This is a genomic window from Methanoculleus formosensis, from assembly GCF_025384765.1.
GTDB lineage: Archaea > Halobacteriota > Methanomicrobia > Methanomicrobiales > Methanoculleaceae > Methanoculleus > Methanoculleus formosensis.
In genome coordinates, this window is sequence record NZ_VHLL01000005.1 from 108,679 (window position 1) to 131,016 (window position 22,338).

Sequence of the window (22,338 nt, forward strand, 5' to 3'; positions counted from 1 at the left end):
CGGTTCAATGCTTCCCGGGGAGATCCCTGATGTATTCGAGCGCGAGCAGCGCGTCCTCGCGTTTCTGGTCGACGGCATGCTCCCCGGCAAATGCCGCGAACCGGGCGAGTTCATCCGGGTCAGCCTTCCCTTCCGCCGACTCGACGACCGCATCGTAAGTCCGGTCGGGGAAGTAGAGCCCCCGGGCGGCCTCGAGGAGCGCCCCTGCCGCGTCGGCACCGATCACCCCGGACGCGAGCGCCTCCTGCAGGGTCGCCCGGATGTTCACGAGCGGTTCGGAGAGCGGCACGAACGTCTCGGGGTCAAAGAGGAGCGCCACCTCGTCGTCGGCGACGAGCCTCCCCTCACGGTAGGCCAGGTAGATCTCCCCGACCCCTTCCATCCCGAGGCTGTCGAGTTCCGCGGCCCGGAGCGCTCCCATGCTCGAAGCACCGACGACCCGCACCCCGGCCCGGAGGGCGGCGAGGACCTCCCGGTGGGCTACGGCACAGTCCTGGAAGAAGACACCGTCGATGAGCCCGATGATCCGGGCCCCGGCGCGTGCGGCCTCCAGGACGTCGCCCCGTTTTGCCGGCGGGCGGTAATTGGCGTCGAGGATTGCCCGGGCAGTCTCGCGGTCACAGCTGGGACCGAGGAAGACGACGACTTCGTGCGTCACGGCACCTCCTGCCCATCCGGTCCTGGTCCATCGCGTACATCTCGAGCCCCGGCACGATAACCCGGACGACAGGGATACCGATCTCCGGCCGGGTGAGGTCGACCACGACCACCCGGGAGAGCCCGGCAGCACCAAGCCGGTCGACGACGTGCTGGATGTCGGTGAGGAAGTCGTCGCTGTCAAACGACGGCATCTCCGGGAACCGGACAGTCTCGCTCTCCGCGAACCAGTGCCGGTTCAGCCGCTTCGTCCGCTCGTAGCCGATCCTCTTTCTGACGTCCGCCGTATCGGTATCCTCTCTCGCGCCGTGGATCTGGGTCAGCCTGCTCTGGGCGACCTCTGTCAACGCCCGCAGAACCGCGATGGAGGCCGAGGTGTGCGACCCCATCCCGATCGTGAGAAGCGTCGGGTCCCTGAGGACGACGTCGTCGGCGACCGCGGCCACCGTGGGGATCCCGATATCGCTCGTGATCTCCTTGAGCGTCACCTCGACGCCGGCAGCCCCGAACTTCCCGAGCAGGTCGGCGGCGAGCCCGTCCTCGATCCCCTCGATCCGGGGGCCGGTGTTCCGGGTCACCTCCACGAGCGACCAGGCGTCGCGCTCGACCACCTCCATCAGGGCGTGGAAGGTCGCCTCCTCAATGGTGTTTCCAGACGCAAGCCCGTTGGTGTTGGTCCGAAAGAGGCGCCCGCAGGTCACCGGGAGAGGGTGGTAGACCGCGTGGGCGGGGACGAGCACCTCCTCCTCCCCGACGATATCGTAGCCCTCGACCCAGGGGACGGCTATATCGGCCGGAACCCGCTCGGGGAGGATCAGGTCAGCGGGGTCGATGGCGGCTCTCCCGGCCGAGACCTCGCTATACCGCCCGACGACCGTCTCCCGGCCGTCCATCTCGCCCGAGTAGCGCTCGATCCCCTCCATCACGGCGGAGACCTCCGCCTCGATAGGGGTGGCGCCTTTCCCGTTGTAGACCGATATCGCTCCCGCCCCGGCGGTCGGTCGGATGCTCGAGAAGACCGGGATCCCGATCCGGTCGAGGTTCGTGATATCGGCGACCCTGGTGATCCCCGCCACCGGAAGCCGTGCCCGGGCACGGGCAAGCGTCTCCTCAGGCGGGACCGTCCGCTGGGTCTCCTTCGCGTAGGCCTTCCGGCACGACTGCAGCCGGATCACGCGTCGCCCCCGTGCGACTCGCCCGGCACCCAGCGCTCGCCCCCCTCTCCGATCTCCTTCTTCCAGATCGGCACGCTCTCCTTGATCCGTTCAAGGATGTGCTCGCAGGCGTCAAATGCCTCTTTCCGGTGGCCGGCACCGACGACGATGAGGAGGATGTTCTCCCCGACCCGGAGCCTGCCTATCCGGTGGATGATCTCAACGGCCATGATAGGGAACCGTTCAAACGCCTCATCCCGGATCGCCTCCATCTCCCTCACCGCGACCTCCTCATAGGCCTCGAGTTCCATCACGTCGATTCCGCCGTCGTCCCGGACAACGCCGAGAAAGGTGACGAGAGCCCCCATATCGGGCCTTCTCACCCGGCCAATCACCTCGTTCACATCAAAATCGTCTCGCGTTATGCTGATCATTCCATTCTCCTCCGTCATCCCCCCGCCACCGGCGGGAAGAGCGCGACCTCGTCCCCGTCGGCGAGCGTGAGCGTCGTGGTCTCCGCATGCCGCACGCGCCTGCCGTTGTGCATCAGTATCACGTATCCCCGGAGTTCGCCGTTCTCCTCAAAGAGCGCCTCCTCTGCCTGCTCAGAGGTCTCCCCGACCGCTGCGAGCAGCATGCTCACCGTCGCTCCGGCGGGAACCTCCAGCATGAGATCGCCCCCGATCGCCTCCCGCAACCGGGCAAAAGCCCTGACCCGAACCTGCATCTCTCCTCCTTGCCTCACCGATCGATCCCGCACACGCTACAGCCTTCCTGCCGCTCGACCGGGAGGGTCGTCGTCGTGGCGGCCCGCCAGTGCCGGCGATATACTTGATCGCCTCGTTTGCCGGGATGAGCCGGGAGAGGCAAACGTCCGCTTCCGCAGTTGAATACGCAATTGATGTGGTATCCCCGGCAATTTGAACGTTGTGATTCCACGAAAATTCCTCCCGGCCCGGGATCTCTCCCGCCGGTCACGTGGGGAAACCCGGTATCCACCGCGAGCCACTCCCATCCCGGGAAACGTATATATCGTTGGGGAGGGATAGTCCGGAAGACCCTGCAGGCGAACCGGAGCAGGGAGTGAGAGCATGACGATAGGGCTTATCGATGATGGAAGCGCCTGGGACACATTCATAGACGAAAGTGCCACCGGCCGCCTCTTCCACAAGTGGGACTTCATGAGGATAACGCAGAAGCATACCGGCTTTCGATTTCTCCCCTACGGGGTCTTCAAGGGCAACGAGCTGATCGCCGTCATGCCGCTCTTCCAGAGACAGTCACACGGGATCAACATCCTCCTCTCCCCGCCACCGCTCCAGTCGGTGGTGCCGTACCTCGGGTTCGTCATGGGCAGCCGTTACGACACCGCCAAGCAGAGCAAGAAGGAATCACTGCTCAAACTGGTCGGTGACAGCCTGGAGGGCGAGTTTGCGGCCCTGGCCCCGAACTACCTCTCCATAACCCAGGTCCCGGGTTTCATCGATGTCCGACGGTTTCTCAGGGATGGGTACCAGACCCGGCTCCATTTCACCTATCTGATCGCCCTCGATCCGCCGCTCGAAGAGATCTGGAACAGTTTCTCCTCCAACCTCCGGACCAAACTGCGAAAGGTCGAGAAGAACGGCTACCGCATCGAGAAGAGCACCGACATATCGATCTTCTACTCCACGGTCGCGGAGCGGTTCAGCGACCCCGAGATGAACATCCCCATGATCAGCCGCGCCTACTTCGAGGAGCTCTTCCGGGCATATCCCACCGAACTCGGGCTCTACTACCTCTACGACGATGAAGATGCCGTAACGGGCGTCCAGGCGACCCAGGAGTACAAGGCCTTCACCCTCTGGATGGGAGCCCCGAAGATGACCGCGATGCCCGGCAACGAGTTCCTGCAGTGGCTGCTTCTCCAACGGGCAAAGGAGGCGGGATACCGCCACATGGAGAACGTCGGCGCGAACAACGAGAACCTGAACCTCTTCAAGTCCAAGTTCAACCCCTCCCTCACCCTCTTCTTAGAGGTGAGCCAGGAGGACATCCTCGGCAGGGTTGCCCGATGGGCCTACAGCACCATTGCGAGCAAGGGTCCGATGAAACGCAAAGTCCTCTCCTACATCGAATGACGGGCCGTGCCTATCGTCGATCCGTCTATTCCCGGCCTTATGCTGGACGAACTCGCCGCCGGTAGCATCCGTACCCGCGCATCTGAAAGATTGCCGGGAAGTCTGCGGCGGGATAGCGTTGCAGACACTTTCTGGATAACCATAGACGATTGACGGCAGGCGAAGTTCGTCTGCCTCCCGCCTTCGTGCGCCGCCCGCGATCGGTTGCAGAGGAACTCGTCAGCCGTAGAGTTCAAGGAAGAGATCCGTATACATCCGTACGGAAGCCATGCCATCCCCGGATGAGGATGCGAGGCCTGGTACCGATCTTCGGGGTACCGGTGCCGTATTCGGATAATGTAGAGAGCCTCCGGATACATGGCATCGCCCGGAGATCAAAAAATTTCCTTTTCTTTCCGGAAATGCCAGTATCAATACCGAATCACAATGCTTAAGAATTATATTATCCTTCACTTCATAAAGGGGTGGTGCATGTATCGTATTCTTGTGGTCGACGATGAACCGGTGCTTCTCGAGCTGAATCGGATCTACCTGACGCAGTCCGGGGAGATGCGGGTCGAGACGACGACATCGTCACTACAGGCTCTCGATATGCTCTCGAAAGCCCCATACGACGCCATCGTTTCCGACTACGAGATGCCGGAGATGGACGGCATCACGCTCTTAAAGGAGATCCGCGGCAGAGGCCTTATTATACCGTTCATCATCTTCTCCGGCCGCGGCCGCGAGGAGATCATCATCGAGGCGCTCAATAGCGGGGCGGACTTCTACCTCCAGAAAGGCGGCAACCCTTCTGCCCAGTTTGCCGAACTCCGGAACATGATCCTCCAGGCAGTCCGGGGGAGATGGGCTGAGGAGGAGATGCAGCGGGCCAGAGATCTGTACCGGAGTGTCTTCGAACATACCGGTTCCGCCACCCTCATCATCGAGGGCGACATGACAATCTCCCTCATAAACAGCGAGGCCGCCCGCCTCTCCGGCTACTCACGAGAAGAAGTGGAAGGGAAGATCTCCTGGACGACCTTCGTCGCCCCACACGACCTGAAACGGCTGGCGGACTACCACCGGCAGCGGCGGGCGAAATCTGACTCGGTGCCGGGGACGTACGAGTTTCAGATGGTCGACCGACAGGGCAGACGGAGAGATATGCACCTGACGATCGGCATCATCCCGGGAACGGATCGCTCTGTTGCGTCGATGATCGATGTCACCGACCGGAAACGGTTCGAGGAAGACCTGAACGCAGCGCACGAGGAGATGACCGCGGCGTTCGAGGAGGCGAAAGCGGGTCAGGAGACGCTCGAAGCGCAGTGCCGCGAGATGGAGGATTACCAGGCAAACCTGCGGGGCATCATAGATTTTCTCCCCGATCCGACGTTCGTGCTCGACCGCGAAGGAAAGATAATCATCTGGAACCAGGCAATCGAGGAGATGACCGGGCTCATGAAAAGCCGTATCGTCGGGGCGGGATTGGAAACCGTCTGCAGGGCGGTGCCCGGACTCCAGTCCCCGCTGGTGGCGGAGACCGTCCTCTCCCGGGGGGGCGGCGAGAGTGTCACCCGGGAGGTTCGTATCACTTCACCCCGCACGGGGGAGGAGATCTGCCTCTGGGCAAGAGCGTCGCCGCTCTACGATGCACAGGGGCGACTCTCCGGGGCGATCGAGTCATTGCGCGATATCACCGAGTCGAAGCGGATGGAGGCGCAGATCCAGCACCGGATGGAATCCGAGCAGATAGTGAGGTCAATCTCCACGCGGTTCATCGGCCTCGATCCGGCAGATCTCGAAGATGCTCTCGAGGAGACGCTCCGGGTGCTCGGGTCGTTCCTCGATCTCGACCGGAGTTATATCTTCCGCTTCTCAGCCGACCTCACCCGCGCTGAGAACACCCACGAGTGGTGTGCGGAGGGGATAGAACCACAGATAGACGTGCTGCAGAATCTCCCCACCAATGTGGTCTCCTGGGGAATGGCGCAACTCGAGAGCAGGAGACCGATCTGCATCTCCGATATGGCTGAACTCCCCGAAGAGGCGACGGCGGAGCGTGAGTTCCTCCAGAAGCACGGGGTCCGGTCGATCGCCCTCATGCCGATAGCAACCGTTGATGTGTTCCACGGGGTCATCGGGTTCGAGACCACCCACAAGGCGCGGGTATGGTCGGAAGAGGACGTCACGCTGCTTGAGATCGTCGGCAACCTCTTTTCCGATCTTTTCTCCCGGATTCGCGCCCAGGAGCGACTACGCGAGAGCGAGGAGCGGTTCAGGAGCCTCGTGGAGCGGTCGCACGACTGCTACATCCGTACTACGACAGATCTGCAGACGATCGAGTATATCAGCCCCTCGTGCGAGAACCTGACCGGGTACGCCCGGGAGGTGTTCCAGGATGAACAGGATTTCATCAGGCAGCTGATCCATTTCGACGACCGGAAGATATTCTCTGCCCTGTGTGACGAACGGGGTGCATGCGCCCACCAGCCCTATGCCTTCCGGGTTCGCCAGAAAGATGGGCGTTACGTCTGGATTGAAGTCTGCACGATCCCGGTCTACGGAAATGACGGGCGTCCGGTCGCAATCGACTACGCAGTCCATGACATCGATGCCTGGAAACAGACCGAGGCGGCGCTCATCCAGGCAAATAAGAAACTTACCCTGATGAACAGTATCGTGCGGCACGACATCCTGAACCAGATCACAGTGGTGCTCGGTCATATCGCTCTCCTCCGGGACCGGCCGCTCGATCCGGCCGTCGCCGCCGCCCTCGATAAGCAGCAGATCGCCGCCGAGATAATAAAGTCGCAGATCGAATTCACGCGGGACTATCAGGATCTCGGCGTCCGGGCTCCCCAATGGTTCCCCGTCGAACCACTAATCGCCGGTGCCTCAAAAGCCCTTCGACCGAGCGGTATCCGGATCTCCACCGACCTCAACGGGCTCTCCGTCTATGCCGACCCACTCCTCTCGTCCGTCTTCTTCAACCTTCTGGAGAACACCGTCCGGCACGGGAAGACCGTGACCGAGATCCGTGTCACGGCCGTGCCGGACGGCGGCGGGGCCCGGATCGTCTGGGAGGATAACGGCGTCGGCGTCCCAAAAGAGAACAAGGAGCGGATATTTGATCGGGGTTTTGGGAACCACACAGGACTCGGGCTCTTCCTGGTGAAAGAGGTTCTCTCGATCACCGGGATTGTCATCCGGGAGACGGGCGAACCCGGGAAGGGGGCGCGGTTCGAGATGGCGGTATCCAAGGGCAATGTCCGGTTTTAAGCGAATGGAAGCCGCCGGCCGCGGGAAAAAATAAGCAGCGGTGTGATCTTACCGCCGCCCGTACTTCCTGAACATGTACCAGAGCCCTGCGCCAACCCCGGCCATCACCAGAAGGCCGAGCACCGCGACGTAGGACTGTTCCTTCACCACGATCCGGTACTCGTCCTCCTCTTCGTCCTGGTCGCATTTGGCCAGCGCGATGACCTTGTATTCACCGGCAACGATATCGGCGGGCGGGATAACCGTCACCTGCACCGTCGCCCGTTCGCCGGCCTCAAGGCTCGCGACCGACGCCGGGTCGACGGTCACCCGCCACCCTTCCGGTGCGCTCATATTGATCCCGATGTTCGTCAGCGCTCCCCCAACGCCGGCATTCGTAACTGTCATGTCGAACGTAAGCGTGTCGCCGCGGTTGATCTCGTGACGGTAACTCTTCGCGTAGGTCCGCAGATCATACGAGCCACGGAGCCGGAGCGTCAGGTTCTCCTCGTACTCCCGGGCAGAGGACCCGATCACCGCCGTGAAGTTGTACTCGCCGACGTTCACCGAGTAGGGCGGGATGAGATCGAGGTAGAGGGTCTTCTCCTCACCGGACGGGACGTAGATCTCCGAGACCTCTTCGGTAGCGCCGCTGCTCTCCTTGAACCGGGCGTACCACTGTTCGGGGAGGCCCTGGACGGCAAGGGTATAGGTATCGTCGTTTCTGCCGGCGTTCTTCAGGGTCATCTCATACTGCGGGCTGGCGCCAATCGCCGAGACCCGGGACGGGGACTTCACCTGAACCTCGGCAAAGAAGTTCTCTTTTTCGAGCGGCACGATCCCGAGGTCGACCGTCTGGCCGATCCGGATCTCGACGTTCTTCTTCTCCCATGGCCGGTACCCGGGCCGGGTGACCTTTACGGTGTAGGTGCCCATCGGGGCGCCGATGGAGACCTTGCCCTCGGCGGTCGCGAGCATCCCCTCGATCCTGGTGTCACGGTCATAGAGACCAACATCGGCGCCCTTCACCACGTTACCTTCCTTGTCCACCACGGTGGCTTCAAGCGTTCCCGCTTCGCCGCTGTGCGTCTTCGTGACCTTGACGTAGACCCAGATCGTGCCTTCGCCGATGCCCACCCGGATGGGATACTCCCCCACGGCGGCATGGCCGGATGTCTCGGCCACCAGGCGGACGGTCTTCGTCTCGCCGGCCGGGATCAGCATCCGATATACCTCGCGGTCGTCGGCCTCGAACCGGATCTTCCAGTTGTCGGTCCCGCGGAACGTCCAGTAGTTGAGGAGACACGTCCCGGTATCGCCGCGGTTCGTGACCGCAAGATCGAAGACAGCGGTGTCGCCGGCTTCGATCATCTCGCCGGGGAAGTCGCACCGGATCTCCGTCTGCATCGTCCCGCCCTGTGCGGCGGTCGCTCCCGGGACTGCCAGCGCCGCGATAAGGAGGATTACGAGGATTTTTCTGTCGATCATTGTCTCACCTGATATCCATCCGCATGAACTTCACATAGGTCGCTGCGAAGAAGGCCGACGGGAAGACGATGAGCGCGGCGATGTTCATCCAGACCCGGCCGAGAGCACCGGCAAGGCCGGCCGTCTCTTCCGTCGCCGTGTCGTAAGGCGACGCGATCATCGAGGAAAGCTGTGGGTTCGTCACCGCTATCGCGACGGTGTAGTAGTTCATCTGCGGCGAGAGGAGGTTCGAGACGTCGCTGATGAGCCTCCGTTTCTCGATATAGGTCTTCATCTCCTCTTCGTATGCCTTCCACTCCGGGTCTTCGGTTCCGCCGTATACCACACTCTGCGCAACGGTGGTAGTGGAATACCCATTGCTGCTCGCGACCCGCACGACTTCTTTGGGCATGGGGCCCATCTCGGGCGGGTCGCCTGCAAAAGCGCCTGCGGCCATCGCCCCGAACATGGGAAGGAGCGAGGAGACAGCGAAGAATATGACGAGGGTGTAGATCAGCGCGTTTCCGCTCTCTTTTGCGACCGTCGACATCGTGAGCGCGACGGCGAAGTAGGCGAGCAGGAACCCAAGCGTTACCGCCCCGAAGATCAGGATGGCGGCAAACTCCTCCAGTGTCGGGACGACCGAGAAGAGGAGGAGCATGGCGACGGCGATGGCAAGGGCGAGCGCCATGGCGAACCCGAGCGCACCGATGCCCCCGAGTGCCTTGCCATTGATGATCTCGTCGCGGTAGACCGGGTGGGAGAGGAGCGACTTCAGCGATCGGGTCTCCTTCTCTTTTGAGACCAGGTCGAACCCGATGGCGATGGCAAGGATGCCGCCGAGCATCGTCATGTAACTCATCATGGAGATGAAGACGTACATGATCGTGGGTTTCTGTGGCATCCAGTTCCTGTACGGGTCATCGAACTCCTCCATCTGCCGGAGTTGCTCGGTATACGCCTCCAGGCTGTTGTTATAGTTCTCGATACCGTCGTAGATGCTGATCGTCGATATCACGAGGAGCAGGCCGAGAATGATGACAAAGCGCCTGCTGGTGATGTGGTCGGAGAACTCTTTTCTTGCTACGTTGAGCAATCGATCGAGTGCCATCGTCTCACCTCCGGTAGGCCGCCATGAAGACGTCCTCGATCTCGGGCTCCTCAAGACGCATCTCCCGGACGTGCAGCCCCTGATCGAAGAGGGATGCGGCAAGCCGGTCCCGGATATCGGCCTTCGCCCGGACAACCGCACGGTTTCCGTTCCCTTCGACGGAGATGATCGCGGGATCGTCGATTGCAGGCAGATGCTCCCGGGTCTCGACGACGATCCGGACCATATCCCCGTCGGGGGACGCGAGCGCCCGGGCGACCTCTTCGAGCGTCCCCTGCGCCATCAGTCTTCCTTTTGCGAGCAGCCCCACAGTCCGGCAGACCTCCCTGACCTCGGAGAGGATGTGCGAGGAGACGAAGACCGTCTTTCCTTCGTCTGCAAGGTGCGTGACGAGTTCGCGGTACTCCCTGACGCCCTCGGGGTCGAGGTTTGCCGTCGGCTCGTCGAGGAAGAGCACTTTTGGGTCGTTGATCAGCGCCTGGGCGAGCCCGAGCCGCTGTTTCATCCCACGGGAGTACTCTCCGGCCTTCTGGGTGACACCGTCGAGGTGGACAAGTTCGAGCAGTTCGGCGATCCGCTCCTTCCGCTTCCTCGCGTCCATCCCGTAGAACCGGGCGAAGTAGTCCAGGTTCTGCTCGCCGGTCATGTTCCCGTAGAACCCGACGTCTTCGGGGAGGTAGCCGATGATCTCCTTCACCTTCAGCGGGTCTTTCGCGACCTCGATCCCGTCGACCAGGCACCGGCCCCCGGTGGGCTCGATCATGCCGGTGAGCATCAGGATCGTCGTGCTCTTCCCTGCTCCGTTCGGGCCGAGGAAGCCGAATATATCGCCTTCCCCGACCTCGAGGTCCAGGCCGTCGACGGCCGCTTTTCCATTATATATCTTCGTGAGGTTCTCCGTTCGTATCATTTTACACTCCCACCAGGGCCTTTTGGCGGCGTCCTACTGCAGACTACGACACCCTCTTATTATCGTTTTCTGTGACAATCGTCTACACTTCAGGTGATGATCGTGATTCCGGTGTCTAAGACGTCAAGATTATTCCGGCAGAGTCCCAAGATGCGTTGTGAATCGGGCACTGGACTGCGTATCGGCCCTCGCGCGGCACCAATCATAAGTCCTGCAGCGGCGTCTCCCGAGGATACAGGCCATGCTCGTACCCCCTTTCGGTGTTCGGCGAGAGAGTATAGGGAGGATTGGGAGATAAGGCGATGGTAAACTACGAAAAAAATCGAACCTACCAAAGGCAGGTATTCGGGCATCGGCAGGGCCAGGAACTTCGATAACGGATATCCACAGCCTCTCGACCGCCCTTCTTCTTCAAGACCCTCGGAGCCGGGCCGCAATGCAAAAACCTTTTCTCTCCCTGGCCTGAAGGTTCTCCTGATAGGCATGAGAAGGTTACTCGGTGCGGTCGTGGTGCTCCTCTTCCTGGTGCTCGCGGCCGGGTGCATCTCGTCCCAGCCCCCGGCGGGCTACGTGACGATCCGGAGCGTCGATGTCAGCATCCCGGACGGCCAGCCGCCGTCGAACGTCACCCGGGTCGTTGCGGTCCCCTACCTCGACGCGGTCTACGCGGATGTGAATGGCGTCGACCTGCAGGTCGTTGCAAAAGAGGCCGGGACGGATATCGTCGTCGAGGAGACGGTTCGCTCCATCGGCACCCTGGTCTCGGGGAAGACGGCGAAGGAGGAGGTCACGCTCACGCTCGAGAACGGCCGGGGGTACGATGTCTGGGTGACGGTATGGCAGGACGGGCGCATGCGGGAGAAAGGATCGGTGAATGTCTTCCTCCCCGACAGGACGGTCGCTACGCAACGACTGGCCTACTCGCTCCTCACCGTCTCCGCGATCGACGTCATGACCCCGGATCTCGACGCCGACCCGATCACGCTCGAGATCATCACCGCGATTCTGAATAGCGGCAGTTCGTCCGGGAACCTCGCGATGGAGATCCGGGCGGTCAACCTCCAGACCGGGATCACGGCCGTCCGCGAGTCCCGGCCGCTCGGGACGGTCCCCGAAGGTTCGGACGGCGAGAAGAGGGTGAGCATCACGGTGCCGAACGGCTACGATTACGAGATCCGCATCCGGCTCGTCGAGAACGGCGCGGCCTTCGCGACCAGCACCGGCCGGATCACCCTGGCACCGCCGCCGCAGGTGATCCTCGCCGACGGTGCGGTCTTCAGCCCCGCGAAGAGCACGTCGCCGGTCGCTCTCTCGACACCGGCCCCTACCCCGGGGAAGCCGTCCTCCGCACAGGTAGGCCAGTTCAGGGTGCAGAGCAGCGGTGCGCCGACGCCGACGTACTCACCCGGGTTTACCGTCGCGCTCGCCGCCGCCGGGCTCTTCGGCGCCGGGTTTTTGAGACGGAGGAGGTAGGCGTGGTGCCTGAGGGTCTCACCGCGTGGAGGGTTTACCTCTACGCCGTCTCGTTCATCGCGCTCATCGTCGCGATCGCGGGTGCCGTGAACCTCATCGCGATCGCAATCGAGGTCTTCATATATCCGCCGCCCCAGCCCTACCCGGTGCCGCAGTACTATCCCGAACTTCCCGGGAGCGTGGCGCAGGTCGTGGTGGGGCTCGTCGTCTGGGGCTACCACTGGATGCTGCTTAAAAAAGAGCACTGAAGAGGATTCATCTCTTTTCGAGGGATCTCGCGGCAACCAGCAGTCCTGCGGCCGCCACCGCCGCCCCGAATCCGGGGAGAGAAGTGGGCACCGTCTCCGCCGGGAGGGAGGAGGTGTTCGGCGTCACCGAGACGGAGAAGTGAGGTGCCGGCTGCACCCGGGTGTAGACGTGAACCGTCCCTCCCGGCGGCGGCAGGGGCGGGAGCTGACATCGCGACATCGTCCCTCTATCCTTATTCCTGCAGACAAACTCTTCCGGAGGCGGGAGTGTGGTGTTTACCGCGACCCGGAGGGTCCCGCCTTCGACGACGCCCGCGAACGTGTTGTCGATGTAAATCTCCTCCCCATCCGGCTCGTAGATCAGGTACCAGCCGGTCTCGCTCACCTCCGCGCCCGGGGCGGGCTGCTCGACCTGGTAGCGTTGCGGGAAGAGGTCGATCGTCTCCCCGGCGGCCGGGGCCTTCTCGATGAAACCGGTGTACATCAGGCGCTCTCCCCTCCAGACGGTATACTCCCGTGCGGGCGGGGCCGAGGGGTCGGCAGCCACGGTAAGTTCGGTCTCGGCGATCGTCCCCCTGTACTCGCCGTCGAAGTAGACCTCCGCACCGTCGCCGTTGAACCAGTGGACGACATATCGCCCGGCATCCTCTGCTCCGACAGCAGCAGCAGCCGGGAAGGACGCGGCAAGGAGGAGGATACATACGAGATAGAAGGGTCTCATCGCACCTCCGGCTGAACAGTACATAAGAGAAGAGAGGAGAGAGCACCATATATCGTTTCTGTGCCGTCGGTCAACTCTCCGGCAGACCCATCGCCGTCACGCACTCTGCGCCACGCCGTAGACGGTCCCGTTCCATTCGCAGAGAGCATACTTCGCGAGAATCCGCCGCATCTCCTCTGTTGTTATGCGGAGCGAACTGCACTTTTCATGTTCTTTTCCGAACGGGCTATACGAAGAACGGGGGTCGACCCAGAGAAGTGCATCGAACAGGGGGCCTTTCGAGACCAGGATACGCTTCCCATCGAGGATCAGCGCGCCGAGCGCCGGGTGCTCCCGGAAGTCAGCTTCGGTGAGGTGCGTCACGGAAGCGGCGTCAACAGCCCCTTCTCGGGGGAACGCAGCAAGGTGTGTCTCGTCAATCAGGTTGTTCCAGTGGAAGAACCCGACGGCGACGATGCACGATACGGCAAGAATGAGAAGGATGCCGATGACGGGGTCTCTCCACGGTGCCCTACCTTCCGCCGCCCCGGCGTCCGTCCGATCCTCGTTGTGCGCCGCCATGCCGTTCCGCTGCAGGCCAGTCCGACCCTTACCGTGTCTTCCTGCCATCCTGGATTATCTAAGTGCTCGTTGTCATGTAACTCTATGAATTTCCTTTCCCGCCCTTCGCATCTCTCACGGCCTGCCTTCAGTGTGGGACCATATCCCGATCTGCACCATGGATTGCTTCACGCGAAGCTACGAAATTTCAGTTCTGTTGAATAGGGCATGAATAGGGAAGCATAGACCCGGGATGAGGAATCACCCCGGGCATGCCCCTGCAAGTGGACCGTGGGAATATCGCCTCGCGGGGGTGGGGCCGACGGGGAGGGGGTCTCCCCCTCCCCTGTCTCTACTGCCGAATGGGATACCCGTAACCCCCATCCCGCCCGGCCTCCGGCCTCCTCCCCCGCCCCGGGGCGGGGGCAGTCATGGCGATACCCGGTGGAAAACCGTGCTCTGGAGTGCGACCATAGCACCCGCCCCCACACGCTAAAATTTCTAACATAAAGTGACAGGATGCACTAGCCGGAGAAAAGTAAGCCGAACGTGGTTTCTGAGAGTTCCGTCCCGGTAGTCCCGGGATCCAAAAAAGAGTGGGAGAATTACTTCTTCATTACGAAGAAGTAGTATCCCGCTGCTGCGATGATGGCGATGATAACGATAGCGAAGACGATCGTCGTCATGGGCAGGCCTTCAGCGGGCGGCTCTCCAGTCGGCGTCGTGGTGGTCGTCGTCGGGACGGTGGTCGCCGTCTCGGTCGGGGTGACCGGCGTCGTCCCCGGCTCGGTGAAGAGCGCGTAGGTGCTGAAGTGCGTTACCGTTGCCGTCACGGTCTTCGATCCCGGCGAGATGGTTGCCTGGACTTCCTCCCAGAGACCGCTCTCCTGGTTGTACCACATCAGCGTCAGCTGGTTGTTGGTGAGATCGAGCGAGTTCCAGAAGTCATCCGGGGGAGTCAGCGTCAGGGTGATGCCCGGCTCGAAGGTGGCGCCTGCAGGCCCGGCCTCGTAGGCGTAGCCGGCAAACTTGAAGACCGCTCCGGTCGGGACCGCCGGAACCACGCTTCCCGTGATGGGATCGATGGAGATGGTGGTGAGCGGGTTGCCATTTGCATCGAGCGCCTTCGTGCCGATCGGGACGAACAGGCTGCCCACGTTGTCGTCGGCGCTGACTATGACGGACTTAAGGACGGTGCCCGAACTGCCGGTCAACAGGGTGCCTGTCGAGGTGTAGGTGCTGGTGCTGCTGCCGCTGCTGCCGCCGCCTCCACCGCCACCGCCACCGGTGGGGCTCAGGGTAAAGTGGACCGCAACGGTCTGGTTGGCCACGACCGTCACCTGCGAGGAGGCAGAGTTATACCCGGACCGCGTCACCATGACGGTGTGGTTCCCGACAGGAACATTGTTCAGGGTACCATCCGTCACAACGCCCGTGCTCGTTCCGTCGAGGTAGATTGCCGCACCCGTGGGGACGGACGTTACGCTGATGCTCCCAACCGGGGTGAGAGCGAAGTGAACCGCAGCGGTCTGGCCGGCAACGACCGTCACCTGCGAGGAGGCTGGGGCATACCCGGCCAGCGTCACCGTGACGTTATGGTTCCCTGCCGGAACGCAGTTCAGGGTCCCGTTCGTCACCATGCCCGTATCGGCTCCGTCGAGGGAGATTGCCGCACCTGCGGGGACGGACGTGACGGTAATGCTTCCACCGGGGGTGATCTGGAGCGTGTGCTGACCGTAGGCCTGCATCGTTCCGTTCGCACTCTGCCCAACCATGTAGACACGGTAGGTGCCGGCATCCAGTCCCGACGTCGAGACTGTGGCCTGGCTTGTGTTCGCCACCACATACTTCCCGCTGCTCGGGCTGACGTAGACGTTGCCGATGAGCTTCTGGGTCGCGGGAATACCGTTGTAGGTAAGGTTCAGGTGGAGGGACTCTTTATCGAGCTTCGCCGCATCGATGAGCGCAGTGCCGTTATAGGTGACGTCACGGAGCAGGATCACGCCGAGGTGCTCGCAGGGGGTCGTGAACTGTGCGGTGAAGGTTCCTCCCTGCACCACAGTCGTGTTGGAGATCGAACCCAGATCGCCGCTCTCCAGGTACATGACCGGCATCGCGCCGAGGAGACCCATCCGGTCGCCGTCCATAGCGATTGCGGCAAGCACATAGTCACCGGAAGCGGGCGTGATTGCCGTCAGGCCCTGCGTGCTCAGCCGGTAGCCGGTGTGCAGGTCCACCTGGTTTGCAGGGTGGCGGAGGGTCGCAGAGATGTTGCCTGCGTTGGTGATGGGGGTTCCGGACTGTGCGTCCATCGAGAGCGTGCCGTCGTCAGCCACCGTGACCTTCGTCCAGCCGCCCTCGATGAAGATGTAGGCGGTTCTCTTGATGAGTTCGGTGTAGTTGACCGAGTGCATGCCGCCGCTTCCGCCGGAGATCAGGTCGGCGATGTAGGACTCGTTCGCCTCCGCGAGGACGAGGACGGCCTTGTGGGCGTGCGGCACTCCCACCGAGAAGTCAAGAGCCACGCCGGGGTCAAGGACCCAGACGTTCCGGTAGGTCTCGCTGCCGGAAAGAGTCCTGTTTGCGTTCACATCGACGGTCACGTAGGTGTCAGGAGTAACCTGGCCGACGTTCGTAACCGTTCTCTCCAGTGTGTTCAGGGTGGGGAGGGTTACCGTGCACCCGTAGAGGGTGATGGAGCTTACCGCGGTCCTGCTGAAGTCCTTCATCGCGGTATAGGTCGTGTCGATGCCGGCGATCTCGCCCATCTTGGTCGAGTTCATCCAGATCATGTAGTCGTAGTAGAGGTGGAACCCGCGGCTGTCGGAGTTGCGCGCGTAGTCATAGGCACGGAACGCGAGGTCGCGGTTTCCATCGAGGATCAGGGTTGTAGCAGTTCCGGAGATGCTGCTGCTGGACCAGACTTCCTGGCCGGTCACCGTGTCGACAAGGGCGACGTGGTCGAAGTTCGGGTCGGCGGCGACGTTCCACGCCAGGTGGAGGTTCTCGCCGGCCTCGATGTAGCCGTCACCGTCGCTGTCGGTGATAGTGAAGGTGTTGATCACCGGTGCGGTAGTGTCGAGCGTGAAGGTCCAGTTCAGGTACCGTCCGGTGCCGAAGTTGTCGGTTCCGCTGACGTTCACCCAGTACTCGCCGTCAACGAGATCGTTGGGCAGGTTGCCCTTCGCGTAGTCGGTGGTGGTATCGAGGGGCAGCAGTGTCGGCCCGTCGGTCGCAGAGCCGAGGTACATCGTGATGGGCTCGGTCTTGTCTATCTGGGACATGAACGCCTGGGCCTGGGCCGGGGTGGCATTGATGTAACCGGTCGGCTCGGGATTCGAGAAACCGACATCCACGACGTTGATGACCTGTGACGAGGTGTTGGTGTTCCCTGCGTCATCGGTCGCGGTGACCGTCAGGGTGACGCCGTCCTCAATCGGCCAGGTGACCTGTTCGCTGAAGGTATAGGTCGGGGCCAATCCGTTGAGCGTGAGATCGTACGTGACCGCTGCATGGGTCGTGTTCTTCAGGGTTGCCTGCGCGGTGCCCATCCCACCGACATCGTAGATCGTCCCGGCGATGTTGAACGTGGGCGAGACAGTCACCGGCGTGGTGATATTGATCACCGGGAGCACTTCATCCTTGGTGGAGAAGGTGCCGTTGATAACAGAGACTGTTAGCAGGGCCGGGGGGAGAGACATGTCACGCGCCGAATCGATATGCAGCCCAATGTCAGTCACACTCCCATCATCTTTCATGGACTTGAAAGTTATGTTGACAATAGCAGGGTCTCCATTTGGCAGTCCACCCGTTAATGTTAGTGCTCCACCAACAGTTATTGGGCTGGAAAGGTCAGCTGGAAGAAGGAAGCCTGTAAGAGGCTCTGCGCTCACAGCAGTTGTCACATTGCTATCATAGTAGATTTTAAGCCCTAAAGAGCCCACTTTGGGGTTATAGTCGTTGCTCAAAACAAATGACACTATTGCAGTATCATCTTTCGCCACCCCGGTAGCATTAATCACGTGCAGTGTGCCGGCTCCTGCCGCACTCACCGTACACGATAAAAGTGCCAGGGTTAAGAGTAGTAGTAGGAACTTATTAAGTCCTGCCGTTAACCTTACCATCTCTTCATCCTCCCCTAATTTTTATTAAGTCTATTATCTAACTTAATTTTATTAAGACTTCCTTTTTAATATCATGACTGCCAAAAGCGAGATGGCTGCGATAACCGAGGGCAACCCTGCTTTAGGAGTGTCTAACGGAATCGATTCCGCCACTTCCACAACTTCGGTCACGCCAGAAGTCATGGGGGAATCCGACACTGTAGTGGTCTGCGTGGCAGCAGGCACTCCTGACGGATCCTGCTCCCGAACGGGTTCCGCCGTCAGGGTCGGTGTGACCGCGGCCGTAGGCAGGGTTGTCTCGGTCGGACTGCTGCTCACGGAGGGGTGCGGGGTCGGCGTGTTGCCAGAAAATTCCGGATCTGTAAAGGGTATGGGATCTCCTCTGGTGTTGGCGAGCATCCTGACAGTAACGTCGACTATCCCGGTCCCACTTCTCTTCACGGTTGCAACGGGAACTGTTCCTGTCATCCCTTCGGTTGAGATGCCTGCAACGATCGCTACCCCCTCGTCATTTTTGACGTTCGCTGCAACCATGAACCCGGACAATCCTTCAGTCGAGTCGACGGTTACATCGTTGCCGTAGGTCAGTATGACATCGAAGGCCCCGAGTCCGAGGCTATCGTCAACGCCCGTAACAACGAGTCTGTCGTCTTCAAGGGAAACTTCTGCTGCCTGTACGGTTGTAACTGCTATGCATACTGCACAGAGAAGGACGAGTATGCGAACAAAAAATGGATTCATGGGTTTTTCACCATTTACTGGTAGTATTCGTTTACGTTTCCTACATAGCGATGGAGCACCATGAGTGCATCAACAGGGTCGATCTTCTGTTCCTCGCGGTTGAATACGAACGGATAGTCGAAGTTCTCGAATCCATCAATATTCCCGACATAGAAGTGCAGAATCATGAGCGCATCCGTAGGATCGATTGTTCCGTCCGGATATGCATCGCCAAGAACCCCACCTTCAAACTCGATCTCAACCGTGTTGCTGCCGACCGGCGCGTTATAGATGACCAGGGTAGCATTCGTGGTTGAGTAGGTCCTCATAGTGGGGTCGTACTCGAACGTCCCATTGATCAACTCATAGTCCGTCACCACGCCGTTCACCTTCACCACCGGTTCATTCATCAGGTACCTCATCGGGAACTCAAGCGCAATGCCGAGTTCGCCGCCGTTCCCGAGAACCGTCACGTTGTAGGTGGTGTTCTCGCTCCGGGCCGCGTTGAGCGGCTCGGGCTCCACCCATGCCACGCCGGCGATGCTCCCTGCGCCTCCCTCAGAGAAGACCAGGGTCGGGTCAATGAGGGACGACGGGAGCGTTATGTTGTAGAGCGCCGTCGCATCCGGCGTGACCCGGGCCGTGGTGTGGATCGAGGGGTAGTCGGTCTCGTTCACGACAAGCGGGTAGGTCCCTTCGAGAATGCCGGTGAAGGTGTGGCTCGCACTGTTGGTAACCCTGTCCGCGCCGAGAGCGATGCTGTCGGCGGTGACCGGTGCACCATCCTCACCGACGACGTTGACGGTAACATTCCCTCTGCCCAAAACCTGGAAGGTCTCGTTGACCAGGTAGACATCGGTGTCATCATAGAGCGGCCGGATACGGAGGTCGAGATCCAGCGCCCCATGATCCTCGGGCGTTATCGTGAACTCGTAGGTCATCTCCATGCCCTGCTCCCAGCCGACCGACTCGATGAAGAGCGCGAGCCGGTCGCTGCTCGTCGTGCTGTTGAGGACTTCGAACGCGCCGGGGTTGCCGTTCTCGTAGATAGTCGAGTCGTTGTCGAAGCTGAACCCTGCGATCGGGATCTCGATCATCGGGGAGAAGACATTCGCATCCGATACGACCTTGAGGGTCATATCCGCCGTCTCGCCGGCGACCATCGGGGTCGAGGTGAGGCTGACGGTGTAGTGAGTCTCTTCGCCGACATCGGAGAGTGTCTCGATATCGGTCGAGACCTGCAGGGGTCCGGCCTCTTCTTCTTCGTAGCCGAACGACTGGATCACCGGGTTCCACTGCATGGTGTTGTCGATCTCATTGATCGGAGCATACTGCGAATGGTCGACGCTGACCAGGATCGGTCCGCTGGCCCCGGCGGTGGTGGCGGTGAGTTCATGCGACCTCACCGTGGAGAACCCGTCGCCGAAGATATCATGCTTCAGGGTTCCGCCTGCCATAAGGACGTCCATCTGATCGGATGTGAGCGTGTGGGTGACACGGGGGTTGGTCGCGTCCACGTTGAAGGTGCCGATAAGCTCACCGTCGATGGCGACATCAACCGTGCCGGTGGTGACGACGTTGGGCTGGCACTGGATCAGCGCATCGACGGCTACCTGCGTGGCCCAGGTGTAACCCCAGCCTCCGCCGTTCTCGTACTGCTCGATGAGCCAGTTGACACCGCCGCTGATCGTCGCGTTATCCTCCTGGAGCCCGGTCGCGTTCAGGGCAAGGACAGCGTAGCCGGTCGACTCAGTCATCCTCCCGTTGTCATACCAGCCGTAGTAGCCGCTGACCGGCCAGGATCCATCAGCGTTCTGGTTCTCAATCAGCCACTCCGCCGCGGCCGCCTTTGCATCAGCGATCTGCTGATCGGTGACATCGTCTGAGGACAGCGCGAACGACTCAAGGCCCCAGAGGGCAAGCGCCGTCGCCATCGCCTGGTCATCACCGGTCGACCAGGAGCCTTCAGGCTTCTGGGTATCGATGAAGTACCGCGTGGCGTTCCTCATGTTGTCTTCCATGTAGCCGCGGTGCTCGGCATCCAGCTCCACCGTCTGGTTGATCATGTCATGGATGAGCATGACGAACGCGGTGTTTGACTCCGGAGTCCACGAATGGCAGACGTGAGCGCTCCACGTCCAGGTGCCGGTGCCCGGGTTGTCCGGGTTGTCGTGGAACCACTGGATCAGTTTTTCGAAGTTTACGGTGCCGGAGGTAACCGTGCTGCCGTTCGAGACCTTCCCGTCAAGGAGCCGGTTCAGATCTTCGGCTGGCATGTTGATCCGGGCGAGGGTGTAACTCGCGTAGGAACTCGACGACGATTCCGAGGGGTCGCCGCCCCATAGGCTCCAGCCGCCGTCACTGTTCTGGCCGACCTCGCCACCCCTGATGAGTTTCTGGACACCGCCGGAGATCGAGGTGTTCGCGGTCTCCCGGAGGTTGTCCCAGTCCGCCGGCCTCTCTCCGCGTTCGAGGTAGTAGTTCTTCACGTTCAACGATGCCAGCATCCGGCTCGTCGTCTGCTCGACGCACCCGTAGGGGTAGCCGACCAGGTAGTCGAGACCGGAGAGCGTGCGCCCGCGGGCGCCGGACTGGATAACGAGTTTCGTTACGTTGTCGTAGGTGTTGTTGGTGTGGAGGGTGTTGAAGGTCAGTTCACCGGGGGTCCCGGTTACGGACGTGGAGTTGACGGACGAGACCTTGATCGAGGGGATCCAGATGAAGACCTCCGTCCCGTTCAGCGAGTCTGCCTTGCCGTTCGCGGCGATATCGAACTTGATGTCGCCAGCAGCAATCCGGCCCGGCGTGTTCGAGCGCATCCAGACACCTATATAGTTCCAATCGGAGGAATACGTGTATCGGGTCTGGGTCTTCCCGCCGTCAACCTCGACATGGTCGGGGGCGGTAATGTTGAACCAGATGTTACCCGGCTGGCTTGCCTTCACGTAGGCGCCCATGGAGAACCGTGAGCCGGCGGTTGCCCTGCCGTCCCACGGGCCGTAGACGTAGTTGTCGGTGAACTCGAGGGTGTACTCCTTCGCGGTGAGGCCTGTCGTGTAATTCGTCGTGCCGGTGACGTGATCATCGCTTGTCACGTTGACCCGCACGGTGTAGGTCCCGGCCGTTGCCGGAGTCCATGCAAGTTCCCGCTGGAACCTGCCCCAGGCGGGGATGACCTCGTTGGGATAGTTCCAGAACGCCCCATCAACCGGGATACCGTTCCCGTCGACGACGCTGACGTTGATGTTCAGCGGGGACGTCACGGCACCGCGGCGGTTCACGACGGAGGCGGTAAACCGGCTCTCCTGGCCGGAGATCACCTGGTTCGACGGCACGGCGACCCGGGCGTCGATGGTGTTGCTCTTCTCAGTTGTGATGGTGGCGTTGGTGATCGCCGAGACCGGAATCACCTCGCCGGATGTGGAGTTCAGGAATCCATAGTTGTTGACGATGAGGCCGACCGGCGTCGAAGCACCTGTGTCGTCGACACCGACAAACCGCACGGTGAAGAGGTCGGCGCCGTCAGTGCCTGTAGTGATGCCATAGGCGCTGACTCCTGCGACCCGGAGCCTGCCGCTCTGGGACTTCATCATGATACTATCAACGTAGGGCCCTCTCGTCACGTTGCTGTCTGTCGCGTCAAGCCTGACAACCCGGGGGTCCCACGTCACATCGAAGTCGAAACCGCCCAGGTTGCTGACGTCTTTGACCCAGACGGTCAGGTCCACGGTCTCCCCGCTGGCGCAGGTGCTTTCCGCCGGGGCCACAGAGAGCGTGGCAGCAGAGCAGACGCCGCAGAGGAGGGTGAAGAGCAGGATGCTCCATACCATATGTCTCATTTCATTTTCCT

General features: G+C 61.3%; 16 protein-coding genes. 4 read left to right on the plus strand and 12 right to left on the minus strand.

The window, feature by feature from the left end; translation table 11 throughout:
* Positions 1-4: 4 nt before the first annotated feature.
* The 4 genes from FKB36_RS09715 to FKB36_RS09730 are packed head-to-tail and all read right to left on the minus strand — an operon-like array spanning position 5 to position 2,538.
* Positions 5-658 carry a TfuA-related McrA-glycine thioamidation protein gene (locus FKB36_RS09715; RefSeq protein WP_261597862.1) on the minus strand — a complete coding sequence of 218 codons (654 nt, stop codon included), beginning with the start codon at positions 656-658 and terminating at the stop codon, positions 5-7.
* Positions 618-1,832, minus strand: coding sequence for a YcaO-related McrA-glycine thioamidation protein (locus FKB36_RS09720; protein WP_261597863.1), 1,215 nt, complete (start codon positions 1,830-1,832; stop codon positions 618-620). The genes FKB36_RS09715 and FKB36_RS09720 overlap by 41 nt, the downstream gene beginning before the upstream one ends.
* The gene (locus FKB36_RS09725; RefSeq protein WP_261597864.1) at positions 1,829-2,245 is read right to left on the minus strand and encodes a molybdenum cofactor biosynthesis protein MoaE; all 417 of its coding nucleotides are present in this window, start codon (positions 2,243-2,245) and stop codon (positions 1,829-1,831) included. Before FKB36_RS09725 ends, FKB36_RS09720 begins: the two co-directional genes overlap by 4 nt.
* 14 nt (positions 2,246-2,259) lie before the next feature.
* A complete protein-coding gene (locus tag FKB36_RS09730; protein WP_261597865.1) occupies positions 2,260-2,538 on the minus strand; it encodes a ubiquitin-like small modifier protein 1 in 279 nt (92 codons plus the stop codon).
* Between the two features lie 364 nt (positions 2,539-2,902).
* Here FKB36_RS09730 and FKB36_RS09735 point away from each other — a divergent pair, with 364 nt between their 5' ends.
* Positions 2,903-3,931, plus strand: a complete 1,029-nt coding sequence (locus FKB36_RS09735) for a GNAT family N-acetyltransferase (RefSeq protein ID WP_261597866.1) — start codon at positions 2,903-2,905, stop codon at positions 3,929-3,931.
* Between the two features lie 471 nt (positions 3,932-4,402).
* Positions 4,403-7,195 carry a PAS domain S-box protein gene (locus FKB36_RS09740; RefSeq protein ID WP_261597867.1) on the plus strand — a complete coding sequence of 931 codons (2,793 nt, stop codon included), beginning with the start codon at positions 4,403-4,405 and terminating at the stop codon, positions 7,193-7,195.
* 48 nt (positions 7,196-7,243) lie between these two features.
* On the opposite strand, the gene FKB36_RS09745 is transcribed toward FKB36_RS09740, so the two are convergent.
* The 3 genes from FKB36_RS09745 to FKB36_RS09755 are packed head-to-tail and all read right to left on the minus strand — an operon-like array spanning position 7,244 to position 10,662.
* Positions 7,244-8,662 carry a COG1470 family protein gene (locus FKB36_RS09745; RefSeq protein ID WP_261597868.1) on the minus strand — a complete coding sequence of 473 codons (1,419 nt, stop codon included), beginning with the start codon at positions 8,660-8,662 and terminating at the stop codon, positions 7,244-7,246.
* 4 nt (positions 8,663-8,666) lie between these two features.
* The gene (locus FKB36_RS09750) at positions 8,667-9,752 is read right to left on the minus strand and encodes an ABC transporter permease (RefSeq protein WP_261597869.1); all 1,086 of its coding nucleotides are present in this window, start codon (positions 9,750-9,752) and stop codon (positions 8,667-8,669) included.
* Between the two features lie 4 nt (positions 9,753-9,756).
* Positions 9,757-10,662: an ABC transporter ATP-binding protein gene (locus FKB36_RS09755; RefSeq protein WP_261597870.1), complete on the minus strand. Its 906-nt coding sequence runs from the start codon at positions 10,660-10,662 to the stop codon at positions 9,757-9,759.
* A 483-nt stretch (positions 10,663-11,145) separates the two neighbouring features.
* Here FKB36_RS09755 and FKB36_RS09760 point away from each other — a divergent pair, with 483 nt between their 5' ends.
* Together FKB36_RS09760 and FKB36_RS09765 are read left to right on the plus strand one after the other, a co-directional pair.
* Positions 11,146-12,135 carry a DUF7490 domain-containing protein gene (locus FKB36_RS09760; protein ID WP_261597871.1) on the plus strand — a complete coding sequence of 330 codons (990 nt, stop codon included), beginning with the start codon at positions 11,146-11,148 and terminating at the stop codon, positions 12,133-12,135.
* Positions 12,136-12,137: 2 nt separating this feature from the next.
* Positions 12,138-12,383, plus strand: coding sequence for a DUF5671 domain-containing protein (locus FKB36_RS09765; protein WP_261597872.1), 246 nt, complete (start codon positions 12,138-12,140; stop codon positions 12,381-12,383).
* 7 nt (positions 12,384-12,390) lie between these two features.
* Here the strand turns inward: FKB36_RS09765 and FKB36_RS09770 are convergent, their stop codons facing one another.
* The 5 genes from FKB36_RS09770 to FKB36_RS09790 all read right to left on the minus strand — a co-directional run bounded on the left by FKB36_RS09770 (position 12,391) and on the right by FKB36_RS09790 (position 22,327).
* The gene (locus FKB36_RS09770; RefSeq protein WP_261597873.1) at positions 12,391-13,104 is read right to left on the minus strand and encodes a hypothetical protein; all 714 of its coding nucleotides are present in this window, start codon (positions 13,102-13,104) and stop codon (positions 12,391-12,393) included.
* A gap of 96 nt (positions 13,105-13,200) precedes the next feature.
* Positions 13,201-13,713, minus strand: coding sequence for a hypothetical protein (locus FKB36_RS09775; protein WP_261597874.1), 513 nt, complete (start codon positions 13,711-13,713; stop codon positions 13,201-13,203).
* A 536-nt stretch (positions 13,714-14,249) separates the two neighbouring features.
* Entirely contained in the window at positions 14,250-17,384 is a 3,135-nt protein-coding gene (locus FKB36_RS09780) for a PEGA domain-containing protein (RefSeq protein ID WP_261597875.1), read from the minus strand.
* Between the two features lie 435 nt (positions 17,385-17,819).
* On the minus strand, positions 17,820-18,509 hold the full coding sequence (locus tag FKB36_RS09785; RefSeq protein WP_261597876.1) for a hypothetical protein: 690 nt from the start codon (positions 18,507-18,509) through the stop codon (positions 17,820-17,822).
* Between the two features lie 14 nt (positions 18,510-18,523).
* Positions 18,524-22,327 (minus strand): hypothetical protein, encoded by a 3,804-nt coding sequence (locus tag FKB36_RS09790; protein ID WP_261597877.1) that lies wholly within the window; start codon positions 22,325-22,327, stop codon positions 18,524-18,526.
* Between the last annotated feature and the right edge of the window lie 11 nt (positions 22,328-22,338).

What these genes read in the sequence shown, in the direction of transcription:
- FKB36_RS09755 (WP_261597870.1), bottom strand. Translation starts at nt 10,662, where the DNA reads ATGATACGAACGGAGAACCTCACGAAGATATATAATGGAAAAGCGGCC.
- FKB36_RS09775 (WP_261597874.1), bottom strand. Translation starts at nt 13,713, where the DNA reads ATGGCAGGAAGACACGGTAAGGGTCGGACTGGCCTGCAGCGGAACGGC.
- FKB36_RS09790 (WP_261597877.1), bottom strand. Translation starts at nt 22,327, where the DNA reads ATGAGACATATGGTATGGAGCATCCTGCTCTTCACCCTCCTCTGCGGC.
- FKB36_RS09735 (WP_261597866.1), top strand. Translation starts at nt 2,903, where the DNA reads ATGACGATAGGGCTTATCGATGATGGAAGCGCCTGGGACACATTCATA.
- FKB36_RS09730 (WP_261597865.1), bottom strand. Translation starts at nt 2,538, where the DNA reads ATGCAGGTTCGGGTCAGGGCTTTTGCCCGGTTGCGGGAGGCGATCGGG.
- FKB36_RS09785 (WP_261597876.1), bottom strand. Translation starts at nt 18,509, where the DNA reads ATGAATCCATTTTTTGTTCGCATACTCGTCCTTCTCTGTGCAGTATGC.
- FKB36_RS09750 (WP_261597869.1), bottom strand. Translation starts at nt 9,752, where the DNA reads ATGGCACTCGATCGATTGCTCAACGTAGCAAGAAAAGAGTTCTCCGAC.
- FKB36_RS09740 (WP_261597867.1), top strand. Translation starts at nt 4,403, where the DNA reads ATGTATCGTATTCTTGTGGTCGACGATGAACCGGTGCTTCTCGAGCTG.
- FKB36_RS09725 (WP_261597864.1), bottom strand. Translation starts at nt 2,245, where the DNA reads ATGATCAGCATAACGCGAGACGATTTTGATGTGAACGAGGTGATTGGC.
- FKB36_RS09745 (WP_261597868.1), bottom strand. Translation starts at nt 8,662, where the DNA reads ATGATCGACAGAAAAATCCTCGTAATCCTCCTTATCGCGGCGCTGGCA.
- FKB36_RS09770 (WP_261597873.1), bottom strand. Translation starts at nt 13,104, where the DNA reads ATGAGACCCTTCTATCTCGTATGTATCCTCCTCCTTGCCGCGTCCTTC.
- FKB36_RS09760 (WP_261597871.1), top strand. Translation starts at nt 11,146, where the DNA reads ATGAGAAGGTTACTCGGTGCGGTCGTGGTGCTCCTCTTCCTGGTGCTC.